The sequence below is a fragment of the Pasteuria ramosa genome, from assembly GCF_056496785.1.
On record NZ_CP143099.1, the window covers coordinates 538,578 to 552,054 of the forward strand.

Consider the following 13,477-nt stretch of genomic DNA (forward strand, 5'->3'; position numbering starts at 1 on the left):
TTTTTTATAGATGCGATGAGATGATGTAGATCTTTCATCGCATCTACTTGTATTTATTAGTTGACGGGGAGGGCTGATTTTGAGTTATTTTATGATTGTGTTAGTTTCTGTAATGTTTTTGGCAGCCCTGTTTAGCGGAGGTTATAATGGCCGCTTTATGATAAGGGTTCGTAATTCTAAAGCATGGGATTGGCTAACCACAGTAGATCATAAAAAAATTGGTATTCTTTATTTTTTATCGGGGCTTTTCTTTTTTGTTATTGGTGGTTTGGAGGCTTTATTAATTCGTATCCAGCTATCAGCGCCTGATTTAAAGTTTTTTGTAGGTGATATATATAATCAAATTATGACGATGCATGGTGTTACAATGATTTTCTTAGCTGCGATGCCGATATTGTTTGGGTTTATGAACTATATTATACCCTTGCAGATTGGTGCTAGGGATGTGGCTTTTCCTTTTTTAAATTCTCTGGGTTTTTGGTTATTTTTAGCCGGAGGTATCGTTATCAATACAGGTTGGTTGTTTGGAGGTTCTCCTGCAGTTGGTTGGACTTCTTATGTAACGATGGCTTTGAATGAATATAGTCCCGGTTCGGGTGTTGATTACTATGTTCTAGGATTACAAATTTCGGGTATTGGTACTCTTATCGGTGGTCTAAATATCGTTGCTACTATTATTAATATGCGTACTCCTGGGATGAATTTTCTGCGTATGCCTATGTTCACATGGACGAGTTTTGTTGCTAGTGTGCTTATCTTGTTTGCTTTGCCTGCTTTAACTGCAGCCCTTTTATTGCTCTCTTTTGATCGGCTATTTGGAGCCAATTTCTTTGATCATGTTATGGGAGGAAGTTCTGTGATTTGGGCCCATCTGTTCTGGATTTTTGGTCATCCTGAAGTATATATTGTTATTTTGCCAGCCTTTGGTCTTATGGCAGATATTTTCAGTAATTTCGCTAAAAAAAGGATCTTTGGATATACGTCAATGGTTTTTGCGACCTTGGTTATTGGTTTTTTAGGATTCATGGTATGGGCACATCATATGTATACAATCGGGTTAGATCCCATGACAAATACCTTTTTTGCATTGGCCACTATGGCTATTTCTATACCTACTGGTATTAAAGTGTTTAACTGGTTGTTTACCATGTGGGGTGGGCAAATTCGTTTAACAACAGCTATGTTATTTTGTGTTAGCTTTGTTCCCACATTTGTTATTGGTGGTATGACAGGGGTTATGGTTTCATTGCCTCCTGCCGATTATCAGTATCATGACAGCTATTTTCTCATTGCTCACTTTCATTACACACTCGTTGGAGGAACAGTAGTAGGGATATTTGCTGCTTCATATTATTGGTGGCCGAAGATGTTTGGTCGTTTACTGAATGAGACATTGGGCAAATTGCATTTTTGGTCGTTTTTGATTGGTTTGCATTTAACATTTTTTCCTCAACATTTTATGGGTATGTTCGGTATGCCGAGACGTTATTATACGTATATGGGCGGTTCAAGTTTAGATACACTTAATCTCCTCAGTACTGCTGGTGCTTTTTTGATGGCTTTTGGCACATTGATTTTTGTTATCAATATTTTATATGTGCATTTTAAAGGCAAAAAAGCTGTTGCTGATCCTTGGGATGGCCGGACTTTAGAATGGTCTATTTCATCTCCGCCGCCGGAATATAATTTTTTAACTTTACCTAAAGTTAGAGATCTTGATCCGCTTTGGAAAGAAAAAACGGATGGTAATGGTAAGATGATATCAGCACATCCCGTTGGTCCAATTCATATGCCATCTTCTAATTACCTATCTCCGCTAATGGCGCTCTTTTTCTTGATTGCTGGTTTTGGTTTTGTTGCTGGTAATAATTATCCTGATCCACCTAATGTTGTTGATTTTTCAGCTGGTATTCTGGGTTTGGTCGGTGTTATTGTTTGTATGATTATGAGATCTTTTCAACATGATCCTGGTTACTATATTGACCCATCCAAGACCAAGCAATAAGGGGGTTGATTTTTTGAAAGCTATACAACATTGGGAATCGAGTACTGCTGATGCCAAAAACAAACTTTTAGGATTTTGGTTGTTTTTATCAGCAGAAACAGTTCTTTTTGCTTGCTTATTTGGCACTTATATGGCTTTAAGGCGTAATACTTTAGGTTTAATTGAGCCATATGAGTTATTTGATCTTAATCTTGTGGCTATTGCTACATTATTATTGCTTACAAGTAGTTTAACCAGCGCTTTGGCTATATCATCTATGCGTAGAGGTCAAGCTAGTGCTGTTATGCGCTGGTTAATGATAACGTTTTTATTTTGTTTTTCTTTTCTTTTGCTGGAGATTTATGAATTTTGGCATTATGTACAACAGGGACATACGATGGTTAGTAGTGCTTTTGGCTCAGCTTTTTATGCTCTTGTCGGTACACATGGTGCTCATGTTTTGTTTGGTTTATGTTGGTTGATATGTATCATGATCCAACTTAAACGAAGTGGTCTTAACAAAGAAACAGGTCCTAAAGTTTTTGTTTCTTGCCTATATGTTCATTTATTAGATGTTGTATGGGTGTTTATCTTTACAATTGTTTACCTTATAGGGAAGGCTCAAATGTAGAGGATAGCTTTGAAAAGCATAATTTTAGAAGGGTGAGCTTAATGATTTCTAAAAAACAAACTTCTGATGTTAAACCACATAACGATATTCCGAAGATTATCATGGGTTTTTTTCTAATGATCGTTTTAACTTCTTTATCTTTCTATGCAGCTACAAAGCCTTCGCTTGCAGGGACGCCTCTTTGGATAATTTTGTTTACCCTGGCTTTAATTCAGGTTTTATTGCAATTTTATACTTTCATGCATATGGGAGAAAGAGGAGCTCTTTTTTATAATATTTTTATGTATACCGGGATTGTTATTTCTGTAGTTTCTGTTGGAGGTCTTTTAGCCCCGTAATTTAAAACAATCAACCTTTTGGTTGGTTGTTTTATTTTTAGCATTTATCAAGATTTTTTACATTTATTTTGATTTAATTTTTAGTATATTTTTAAAAAATTATATTATAAAATATTGATCTGAATTATTGGACAATTCGCTATGTATTTTATATAATAGATTTGAGGCTAATGATTAATGAGATTATATATTAAAAATATAATTTTTATAAAATTTTTTTAAAATTTTATAAATATCAGGAGGTTTAATATTATGATAACAACAGCTGAAATCGGTATCAAAATTTCCCCTAAAATTGATACTTATGGTATGGATAGATATATTTCATCGGCGCCTCATATTATGGAAAAAGCAGGCTTAGTATATAAAATTAATAATGAAGAAACAATTATTGAGGGTAATTTGAAAGATTTGATTTTATTATATTCCTTTATTCAGCATGAGATAGATTGTTTGGGTTATAAAATGGAATTATCTAAAGTTTCATTTAAGTCTACATCTAGATATCGAATGATTGTTTGTTCCTGAGATATTTCTTATTATATCTTATTTTATAATCATATAATAATATGATTATAACTATCCTTCCTTTACTAAGATCGAGGGAGTTCAAAAGAAAATTCGCTTATTTTTTATACCTTAGGTTAAATGTGATAATATTGAATTGAGATTTTTTAATGGTAAGATATATTATCTTGTTTATTTTCTCTCTTGATATATTTTATATTTTATTTAATGCCTATTAAAGGGGATTTGTTAATGGTTTTATTTCAAAAAGATCATAAGTTGTCCTCCGATATTTTTTTTTCAGATCATCCATCTAAGGGGATAACATCCCCTAGATGGGGTATAACTTTCCAGATGAGACTTAGTTCATCTGATTTTTTACGATATGAGAATAGCATTTATAAACGAAGGTTGTTAGCTTTTTGGCGAGAATTTGGTCCCTTAATTGATAATGGCGATGTTAATATTTATGATTTATATAGTTTGATTAAATCTGCCTATAAAGAAGATTTTACAATGCCTTTTAGTGTTTTTTCATGTTTTAGTTGGTTTAGATATATTATTTTGCTTTCGCAAATTTTACATAAGAATAATGATATCAAACACTGGCAAGCAATGAGTTTATTTTTACATAGAAAGATATCTTTTTCATGATTTTTTAAATTGGTTGAGATTGTTTGATTTTTTCATAACTAAACTATAGATTTTTAAAAATTTGATTAATGCTTTTGCTCAACGCTTGAGATATATTCTTTATGGAAGTATTCTATTACTTTTTCCATCATGACTTTTCTTGTTAAGATACCTAAGAATTGATTTCTTATATCAATAATAGGTATATATGATCGATCGATTAAACTTTCGAATGCAAATGAAAAAATTGAATTTGGTAAAATGCCAAAGTAATTTGCGTCGATTGCTTCAATCACCATATGATTTTGCAAATCACTAAAGTTCATCGATTCATTTTTACTTCTTTTTAAGGTGTAATCTAGAATGTTTGTTTTACTGATTAGACCTTCTACTTGTCTATTATTGTTTATAACAGGTACTGAGTTTGTACCTTTTCTTGTTAGGATAAGTAGTGCTCTTTGTAGGGACCATTCTGATTTGATAGTGATAACTTTTTCTTTAGGGATGACGAGTTCGGAAATTTCACGATTAAAAAGTGATTTTGCTTTATTTATGATTTCTGAGTTCAAAGCATTATGCTCCTTTCTTGATAATTATCTTAATTTAATTATTGCATAAGTTATTAATGGCAATCTTTATCCTTATGTAATTTTATAATATTTCCATATCTTTTTGGCGTTCTTTAATTATATTAGATTTATTTTATATATAATGATTAAGGGGATTTTATCATGACTAATGATTTTTTGAGAAAAATGCGTATACTTTCTACGTGTTTTTCCATTAGTGGTGTTTGTATTTTTTTTCTTTGGTTATATAATATTTTTTTTGATAATTATTTAAGTGATAATCAAGTTTTATGGTTAAAATGGATTGGGGGTTTGTTTTTGGGTGTAGGCATGATTGGATATAGTTTTTTTAATATATATCGTTCATCGAAACTTAACTTGATTCGCACTTTTGCTTCAATGGCTTTTTATTCAGGTGTTTTATTTGGTTACTTAGGATTACTTATGGGAGGCGAAGATGGTATTATTATTTTAATGATTCTATGCGCTTTGTTCCTCACTTTGGGTTTAAGTCTTTATACATTCGCTGGTTCTTTATCCTTACAGACACCAAATATACTTTGTCCTGCTTGTAAAACGCATACGAAAGTTTTAGGCCTTAAAGATCGTTGCGGGCGATGTCTGGTTCCTTTGTCTTTTGATCCTAGGGATAAGAGGATTGGTTAAGTTTTTGTTTAAAGTTTATTATATACAAAATGTTTATTTTTAAATTTATGAATCTTATATTTAATTCTATTTTTAATATGGCTGTTTTGATCTTCACTTTGCTTACATAGCTTAAAAAAGCCGTTTATTCGGCTTTTATTTTCTCTCTTCTTGTTGGCATTTTGGACAAACACCATATAATTCTAGCCGATGATTTCGGATGATATAATTGGAGTCTTTAGCTGCTGATGTTTCTATATGTTTTAACGATGGATAATGGAAATCGGTGATTGTATTGCATTTTTGGCATGATATATGATAATGATCATCAATATTAGCATCAAATCGACTAGATTCACTATATTTAAGTTCTTTAATTAGGCCTTTTTTTTGAAGCTGCCGCAGATTATTATAAACAGTAGTTATACTTAAGCCAGGAAACTTAACCGCTAATGATTCATGTATTTGATCAGCGGAGGGATGATTTTTTTTGGTTAGTAGATATTCTAAAATAGCTCGTCTTTGGGGCGTTATTCTTATGCCTTGGGTTTTTAGTTTGGATATTATTTCTGATAATTTTTTATCCATAGCCCCCCTCCTATTGTTAGGTTTGATTTTTATATAGCATTTTTTTGTATTATTATTCATACTTTAGTTTTATAATCTTTTCAATAGAGTGGCGAAATTTGATTTATTTTATTTTCAATCACATTTTTAATTATTTTGAATTAAAACATAAAACTTAATCTTCTTCAGCTTGATACTAGTATTTTGATTTTTTATATCACATTGTTGAATTATGAAATAATTCATATTCTAAGATAGATATTAAATAAATAGAGATATTAAATTTATTTATCTTTGTAATGACTATGTTTTTGATCTTATCAAAGTAATGATTTTATCATATTTTAGTTATATTTTCTTAGTTATTTTCCTGGAATATTTTTGGCTTTTTATTTTATTTTAATGATAATTATATTTACAGTTAACATTATGCCGAAAATTATATTTTTAATATACAATTGTAATCTTGTATTTTATATCTGTATTTTACAAATTAAATGAGTACTCGTCAATTAAAAATTTTTTAGTGCTATACGGTAAAGTTATGGCTAGTATATTGTTAAGATGACAAGTTAAAAATTTTTGGGTTAACTTTGTTTATGTAAAATACCTTCAAAATGAATAGAGGTAAATTGGTTTGGATAAATCAAAAGAGCTAATGGATAGTTTAGATTTGTTAAATGAACAACAGAGGCAAGCTGTAGTTACGACGGAAGGTCCTTTATTGGTTGTCGCTGGTGCTGGTAGCGGTAAGACGCGAGTTTTGACACAGCGCGTAGCATATATTTTATGTACGAAGCAGGTTGATCCATGGTCTATCCTATGTATTACTTTTACTAATAAAGCGGCTATGGAGATGCGTAAACGTATTTGGTCGATGTTAAAAGAGCGCGGAAAAGATAGTTGGATTTATACTTTTCATTCTTTGTGCGCGCGGATTTTGCGTTCGGATATTCACCATTTAGGATATGATCGTTCTTTTGTCATTATGGATATAGCTGATCAAAATGCTTTGATTAAGGAAATTTCACTTGAACAAAATATTGATGCGAAAAAATATCCGCCGCGTATTTTTCGTTCACGTATAAGTATGGCTAAAAATAAAGGGGTTAATCCTACGCAAATGCTCGAGCAGGCTAAGGATGTCCAAGAAGAATTAGTAGGTAACCTTTTTAAAAGGTATGAAACACGCATGCGTGATTTGCAGTCATTAGACTTTGATGATCTTTTATGGAAAACGCTAGATTTGATGGATAAATTTCCTGAAGTGGCTTCAAAATATGCTTCTAAATTCCATTATGTCCATGTAGATGAATATCAAGATACAAACCATATACAATATGGACTGTTGAGGAAACTAGTATCTAAACACAGGAATATATGTGTTGTGGGCGACACTGACCAATCTATATATAGTTTTCGTGGTGCTGATTCGCGTAATATAACACAGTTGCGCCATGATTTTCCCGATTTACAAACAATTGCTTTGGAACAAAATTATCGTTCTACGAAAGTTATTTTAGCAGCAGCAAATCATTTAATTCAAAATAATCCTATACGTGAGAAAAAAAACCTTTGGACGAGTAATGATGAGGGTGATAAGATTTATTTATACAATGCTTATAATGAATGGGATGAAGCATCGTATGTTGTTAAAGTTATTATGGATGCTCATAAAAATGGTAAATCATATGCTGATCATGCTATTCTTTGTCGTACAAATGCACAAACACGTGTTATGGAAGAAACTTTATTGAAGTCGTTTGTTCCTTATCGTGTTTTTGGAGGTATGCGTTTTTATGATCGCAAGGAAATAAAAGATATTTTGGCATATCTTCGTTTACTCATTTTACCTAGTGATGATACAAGCTTTATTCGTATTGTCAATATTCCTCGACGTGGTGTGGGTAATGTTACGGTGGATCGTTTGAGGGCTTCTGCTTTTTCTTTAGGAAGATCACTTTTTGAGATGGCTAAATCCAGCACGCATAAAGGGTTAGTTGTTTTTGTAAGTATCATTGAAAAGATTAAAGCTAATATGGATAATTATCAATTACCTGAGTTGATTGATTATATTTTAGCTGAAACAGGTTATCTTACATGGTTGCAACAACAAGACAAGGGTAAAGCTGAGGATCGTTTGGCCTATTTAGATGAATTTCGTTCTTTAGTCGCTAATTTTTCTTCCAATCAAGGTAGTGATCAACTATCTATAAAAGATAAATTGACAACTTTTTTGACGGATGTAGCTTTAATTACTGATGTAGATATGGAAGATGAAGATCAGCAGAATCCTGCTAATGATATGGTTCAATTGATGACTTTTCATAGTGCTAAGGGATTAGAATTCCCTAATGTTTTTTTGATTGGGATGGAAGAGGAAACTGTACCGCATATGCGGGCGCTTTTAGAGAATCCTCAAGAAGGTCTATGGGAAGAAAGGCGTCTAATTTATGTTGCTTTGACTAGAGCACAAAAATCTTTGCATATTATTCATGCGAAATCACGGACGCATTTTGCTGAAATAGTTAAAAAAGAGCCTTCGCGTTTCTTAGGTGAGTTACCTTCGAATTTACTTATGTCTGTCGGTCAGAATGCTCATATCAGGCAATACCAGAGCAAACAAAGGATTATGTTAGATAAAAATGTTTTTTTAGCTGGTGATAAGCTTAAACACGATAAATGGGGTCAGGGAGAAGTTGTTTTTGTTGATACTAGTGGTGATTTAGTGACCATTCAGTTTGCAGATCCAATAGGTAAGCAGAGGTTACATTTAGCATATGCCCCTCTTACAAAGTTAGATGATCATGAATGATGTTTTATCTTTTACAACTTTTTGATTTGGAGGAAAAATATGGATAAAAATACAGCTGAAGATCGTCTGTGTTTTTTGCGTAGATGGCTTAAAGAACAAAATCATGCTTACTACAACTTAGACGTTTCTGATGTTTCTGATGCTGTCTATGATCAGCATATGCGAGAACTTATTAGTTTGGAAAAACAGTTTCCGCAATTTCATGATCACGATTCGCCTAGCTTTCTTGTAGGAGGTGTTGCTTCTGCTTTTTTTACCAAAATAGATCATAAGTCTCCTATGCTGAGTTTAGGCAATGCATTTAATAAAGAAGATCTAGAGCATTTTATTCATAAAGTGACGAAAGTTTGTTCTAATGATCATCAAGTTTATATTTGTGAGGCCAAAATAGATGGCGTTGCTTTATCTGTAACGTATGAAAAAGGTTATCTTAAATCGGCTGCTACGCGTGGTAATGGGTTAGTGGGTGAATTAGTTACGCCAAATATTTTAACGATTCGTTCTTTGCCTTTACGATTACCTTTACCTGTCGATTTAGAGGTTAGGGGTGAAGTTTATATCCCTAAAGAAGCTTTTAATCGTATTAATGAACAGCGGTTACAAAAAGATGAATTACCTTTTGCTAATACACGTAATGCCGCCGCTGGTTCTTTGCGTCAATTGGATATGCAATTGGTCGAGGCGAGGGAATTAGCGATAGCTTTTTATACGCTTGTGTATTGTGGGGAAGGTATGCCAGATACTCATAGTGGTGCTTTAAATTATATGTCGGCTTTGCATTTGCCGGTTATTCCTCATTGGCATAAAGCGTACAATTTGGCTGAGATCACTTGTTATTTAGATGAATTATTTAATCAACGTAGCCATTTGCCCATGGATATTGATGGAGGGGTCATCAAAGTTGATGATATCAGTATACAGGGGCAACTGGGTACGACGGCTAAAAGTCCTCGTTGGGCTTTGGCTTATAAGTTTCCTACAGAAGGTTCAGTGACGAAGTTAATAAAAGTTATTTGGCGTGTCGGTCGCGTAGGTATTGTGACGCCGATAGCTGTTTTAGAGCCTGTAATGCTAAATAATACGAAGGTTCAGAAGGCTACTTTACATAATCTTTCAATTATACGAGAAAAAGATATTCGATTAGGTGACTATGTTAAAGTGCATAAAGCTGGTGAAATTATTCCTGAAATAATTGAAGTTATTAAAAATAGAAGGACAGGCTCTGAATTCACTATAGATGTTCCGCAATTTTGTCCTTCGTGTTCACATGAATTGATTTTAGATAAAACGACTTTTGTTTTATTTTGTCCTTCTAAGACCTGTTTTGCGCAGTTACAGGAGTCGATTGTACATTTTGCTTCTCGGCCAGCGATGAATATTGAGGGGTTAGGTAAAAAGATCGTTGATGTGTTATTAGCTCATAATTTAGTCAAAGATGTCGCTGACTTATATGACTTATCACAGGATGATTTAGAGAAATTGCCCCGTTTTGGTAAAAAAGCTGCTGAAAAATTAATGCAGAGTATTGAAAGTAGTAAGCATCCTGAGTTAGGTCGTTTTTTGTATTCTTTAAATATTAGGCATGTGGGTGAACGTGTGTCTATGATTTTAGCTCATAGATATGGCACTTTAGATGCCATACAAGAAACTAATTTGGACGTTTTATGTTCTATTCCTGATATCGGTGACAAGGTAGCGCGCAGTATTATAGATACTTTTTCCAATGAGTCTTTTCAAGCATTGCTGATAAAATTAAAAAAGTTTGGCATTATAATTACCTCTGTAGAGAAATCCGCATCTCATAGTGCTTGGTTGAATAAAAAAATTGTGCTGACGGGAACCTTAACTTCCATGACACGGCAGGAAGCTAAAAGAAAGTTACATGATCTTGGTGCTATTGTTACAGCAAGTGTGAGCTCAAGCACCCATATGTTGATAGCTGGTGGAGGATCTGGTAGCAAAAGGAAGAAAGCCGAGGAATTAGGTATTCCTATTTTAACTGAGGAAATGTTTTTATCTCTCTTATAAGACTAATAAACAATAAACCATGATGAATTTATAATAAATTTTGTTATTTATTTATTTATTATGATTTTTGTTCAGTTGTTTGTAGTTTTTTTTTCTTCTTTTGCTATTTTTTCTTTTTCTATTTTTTCTTCTTTTGCTATTTCGTTTAGCAATGCTTCTGTTTGTTTATTTGTGGGTAACCAAGGCATTGATTCATTTATTGCGGGCCCTTTAGGTAATAATGGGGCTGGAAGTAGAACTTTCCCTGTATTAATATGGCACGAATGTGCTAGGCGGTATGCTAACGGTCTTATTGGTAAAGAGTGTATGGATGGTTTTTCACCTTCTTTTGGGTATGATTTGAAATCAACATTTAAGGTTTTTAGGAATTCTTCATACCATTTATGGGTTAATTTATGTAGTAGAAGTTGGCCTTTTTCATTTTTTGGTTGAGCGATATCTAGTTTTTTTAAGACGGCCAAACGATTGATGGCAGCATATGCTTGATTGGCTATTAATAATAGCAAGCCCAAGCCGCGGAGTCTTTTTTCTTGCTTTCCTTTGTAACATACACGAGGTATTTGATAAGCTAGCTGCCATAAGAAGCGATAATCACATTTTGGGCGGCATTCATGGTCATATAATTGCCATATTTTTTCTGCTGGTAATGATTCTTGTGAAATTGTTGTTGCTAGATAGCGTACTTTTAAAAAGCTATTTTCATCTGTTAAAGGTGATTTTTCACTTTCTTTAATTGCTATAATGCGGAAATTTGATCTATGGCAATAATGCCAGCCTAATTCATATACGCAATGATGTAAATCATCGTTTGAACGAAGTGGTACATCTATCCATAGATTCATTTCTTTTGTTTTTTGGTCTAATAATTCTGGTAAAAATGCTGAGCTGCCAATAGGTTCAAATTCCCAGATTACTTTACCTAGGATAGACGCTGCTGTTCTTGTATCAGGTGCTGATGTTCCTTTAGGCATAATTGCTGTCAATGTATGCCATCGTTTTTGGATGGAGGGCTCGAAAGAATGAGTTTGTAAGCAACGCCGGAAACTGGCGAAGGCATTTTTTGGATAAGTATTTTTGTTTAGTATATAGCTGCTTACAGGGAAGCCACGCATGCTTATCATATGAATATCTATTCTTTTACCTCTACCTCTAGCCATTAAATGAGCAAAAGGATCTTCGGCATTTGGACATTCGTCAAGTGCTGTTTGATTATCAGTTAACCATATTGGGAAATAATCGCTTTTGAGCGTTACGTAATCGTTTTCTGCTGGCCAAGGTACTGTTCCTAAGCGATCCTGATTAAGGATAAATTGTGCTGTTAAAGCTTCATGGCAACCGTATTTTCCCAATCTTGTTAATAGTCCTAAAATGACACCTTCATGTGTTGGTATATTATGGTCTAAATTAGCTTTTTTAGCTTGTGTCCAAAAATCATTTTCATTTTTAGATGTATCATTATTCATCTTTATCCATGGTAGTTTTGTGGGTGAAAGTAACATAGCTGAAACTAACGTTTGTATCAAATCACTTTTTTCGTCATTTAAAATACGAGGTGGTACGAGCGAAAGATAGCTTTGCATTAATGGCTGGAAATTCATGGCGTTTAAAATCTTATGAAATATTTTGATTTTTTCTTTTGAATGAGCGATCTCGGCATCATCATGGATTAATGATGGACAATTTATATTTCCTGGCATTACGTAATTAAATTTTATGATAGGTCCTTTTTTAATCAAAAACTATTACACCTCCAATGATTTGTAACCATATTTATGATTTTATATGAACTTATTTATTTTTATCCTAAATTAATCTTTTAAAGAGAAACAAATTTCAAAATCAATATTTGATAAAAAACTAAAATATTTAAGTTTTTTAACTTGCATTGGCTAAGCTGTTAAAGTTAAAATGTAATGAGAATCAAATGATAATTGATTGGTAAGTGTATTTAAAATCTTTTTAGGCAGGGTGATGTCATTTGAAACCACTTCTTAAGATCAAAGATTTAGCAGTGAGTATTAATCAAAAAGGTATTATTTCTGGGTTTGATTTAGAGATAAAGGGTGGCGAAATACATGCTATCATGGGCCCTAATGGAACAGGTAAGAGTACATTAGCAGCTGCATTGATGGGTCATCCACGTTATGAAGTTGATGGTGGCAATGTAACATTGGATGGAGAAGATTTATTAGCCATGTCTGTTGATGAACGTGCACGCGCAGGTTTATTTTTAGCTATGCAATATCCCAGTGAAATTAGTGGTATTACTAATGCCGATTTTCTTCGCGCGGCGGTAAATGCGTGTGCTCCTGAGGGTAAAGAAGTTTCTTTGATGAGTTTTATTAAAACTTTAGAAGGAAACATGGATAAATTAAATATTGATGCTAAGTTTGCACATCGGTATTTGAATGAAGGTTTTTCTGGTGGCGAAAAGAAAAGAAATGAAATTTTGCAGATGTTGGTTTTAAAACCTCGTATTGCCATTTTAGATGAAATCGATTCAGGTTTGGATATAGATGCTATGCATATTGTATCAGATGCTGTTAATAGTGTTAAAAATGACAACATGGGTGTTTTGATCATTACCCACTATCAGAGACTTTTGGATTACATTAAACCTGATTTTGTTCATGTCATGATGCAAGGCCGTATCGTATTATCGGGTGATGCAACATTAGCGCTGCGTTTAGAAAAAGAGGGTTACGATGGTTTGAAGTCGGAATTAGGCATTGCAGATGAAACCTTAGTTTAGGATCGTAT

Annotated in this window: 12 protein-coding genes; 9 read left to right on the plus strand and 3 right to left on the minus strand. The window is 33.2% G+C overall.

From position 1 onward, the window contains the following. Positions 1-157: 157 nt before the first annotated feature. The 5 genes from ctaD to VS182_RS02460 all read left to right on the plus strand — a co-directional run bounded on the left by ctaD (position 158) and on the right by VS182_RS02460 (position 4,114). Entirely contained in the window at positions 158-2,005 is a 1,848-nt protein-coding gene (gene ctaD / locus VS182_RS02440) for a cytochrome c oxidase subunit I (RefSeq protein WP_479492782.1), read from the plus strand. Between the two features lie 13 nt (positions 2,006-2,018). Beyond that, positions 2,019-2,615 (plus strand): cytochrome c oxidase subunit 3, encoded by a 597-nt coding sequence (locus VS182_RS02445; RefSeq protein WP_479484926.1) that lies wholly within the window; start codon positions 2,019-2,021, stop codon positions 2,613-2,615. Between the two features lie 41 nt (positions 2,616-2,656). Continuing rightward, positions 2,657-2,953, plus strand: a complete 297-nt coding sequence (locus tag VS182_RS02450; RefSeq protein ID WP_479492703.1) for a cytochrome C oxidase subunit IV family protein — start codon at positions 2,657-2,659, stop codon at positions 2,951-2,953. 252 nt (positions 2,954-3,205) lie between these two features. Continuing rightward, positions 3,206-3,481 (plus strand): hypothetical protein, encoded by a 276-nt coding sequence (locus tag VS182_RS02455; RefSeq protein WP_479484928.1) that lies wholly within the window; start codon positions 3,206-3,208, stop codon positions 3,479-3,481. A 231-nt stretch (positions 3,482-3,712) separates the two neighbouring features. After that, entirely contained in the window at positions 3,713-4,114 is a 402-nt protein-coding gene (locus VS182_RS02460) for a hypothetical protein (RefSeq protein ID WP_479484929.1), read from the plus strand. Between the two features lie 65 nt (positions 4,115-4,179). On the opposite strand, the gene VS182_RS02465 is transcribed toward VS182_RS02460, so the two are convergent. Continuing rightward, positions 4,180-4,662, minus strand: coding sequence for a CBS domain-containing protein (locus VS182_RS02465; protein ID WP_479484930.1), 483 nt, complete (start codon positions 4,660-4,662; stop codon positions 4,180-4,182). Between the two features lie 162 nt (positions 4,663-4,824). Between VS182_RS02465 and VS182_RS02470 the strand changes: the two genes are divergently transcribed. After that, on the plus strand, positions 4,825-5,328 hold the full coding sequence (locus tag VS182_RS02470; protein ID WP_479484931.1) for a DUF2614 family zinc ribbon-containing protein: 504 nt from the start codon (positions 4,825-4,827) through the stop codon (positions 5,326-5,328). Positions 5,329-5,463: 135 nt separating this feature from the next. On the opposite strand, the gene VS182_RS02475 is transcribed toward VS182_RS02470, so the two are convergent. Then, positions 5,464-5,895 carry a Fur family transcriptional regulator gene (locus VS182_RS02475; RefSeq protein ID WP_479488836.1) on the minus strand — a complete coding sequence of 144 codons (432 nt, stop codon included), beginning with the start codon at positions 5,893-5,895 and terminating at the stop codon, positions 5,464-5,466. Between the two features lie 616 nt (positions 5,896-6,511). On the opposite strand from VS182_RS02475, the gene VS182_RS02480 reads away from it, so the two are divergent. Beyond that, the gene (locus VS182_RS02480) at positions 6,512-8,689 is read left to right on the plus strand and encodes an ATP-dependent helicase (RefSeq protein WP_479484933.1); all 2,178 of its coding nucleotides are present in this window, start codon (positions 6,512-6,514) and stop codon (positions 8,687-8,689) included. A gap of 39 nt (positions 8,690-8,728) precedes the next feature. After that, positions 8,729-10,717 carry an NAD-dependent DNA ligase LigA gene (ligA, locus tag VS182_RS02485; RefSeq protein ID WP_479484934.1) on the plus strand — a complete coding sequence of 663 codons (1,989 nt, stop codon included), beginning with the start codon at positions 8,729-8,731 and terminating at the stop codon, positions 10,715-10,717. 71 nt (positions 10,718-10,788) lie between these two features. On the opposite strand, the gene VS182_RS02490 is transcribed toward ligA, so the two are convergent. Next, positions 10,789-12,453, minus strand: a complete 1,665-nt coding sequence (locus VS182_RS02490; protein WP_479484935.1) for a hypothetical protein — start codon at positions 12,451-12,453, stop codon at positions 10,789-10,791. 242 nt (positions 12,454-12,695) lie between these two features. On the opposite strand from VS182_RS02490, the gene sufC reads away from it, so the two are divergent. After that, positions 12,696-13,469 carry a Fe-S cluster assembly ATPase SufC gene (gene sufC / locus VS182_RS02495; protein ID WP_479484936.1) on the plus strand — a complete coding sequence of 258 codons (774 nt, stop codon included), beginning with the start codon at positions 12,696-12,698 and terminating at the stop codon, positions 13,467-13,469. The last annotated feature ends 8 nt before the right edge of the window (positions 13,470-13,477 follow it).

Bases quoted from the DNA above. Each gene is read 5' to 3' on its own strand.
- ctaD (WP_479492782.1), top strand. From the start codon at position 158: ATGATAAGGGTTCGTAATTCTAAAGCATGGGATTGGCTAACCACAGTA.
- VS182_RS02460 (WP_479484929.1), top strand. From the start codon at position 3,713: ATGGTTTTATTTCAAAAAGATCATAAGTTGTCCTCCGATATTTTTTTT.
- VS182_RS02450 (WP_479492703.1), top strand. From the start codon at position 2,657: ATGATTTCTAAAAAACAAACTTCTGATGTTAAACCACATAACGATATT.
- VS182_RS02455 (WP_479484928.1), top strand. From the start codon at position 3,206: ATGATAACAACAGCTGAAATCGGTATCAAAATTTCCCCTAAAATTGAT.
- ligA (WP_479484934.1), top strand. From the start codon at position 8,729: ATGGATAAAAATACAGCTGAAGATCGTCTGTGTTTTTTGCGTAGATGG.
- VS182_RS02475 (WP_479488836.1), bottom strand. From the start codon at position 5,895: ATGGATAAAAAATTATCAGAAATAATATCCAAACTAAAAACCCAAGGC.
- VS182_RS02470 (WP_479484931.1), top strand. From the start codon at position 4,825: ATGACTAATGATTTTTTGAGAAAAATGCGTATACTTTCTACGTGTTTT.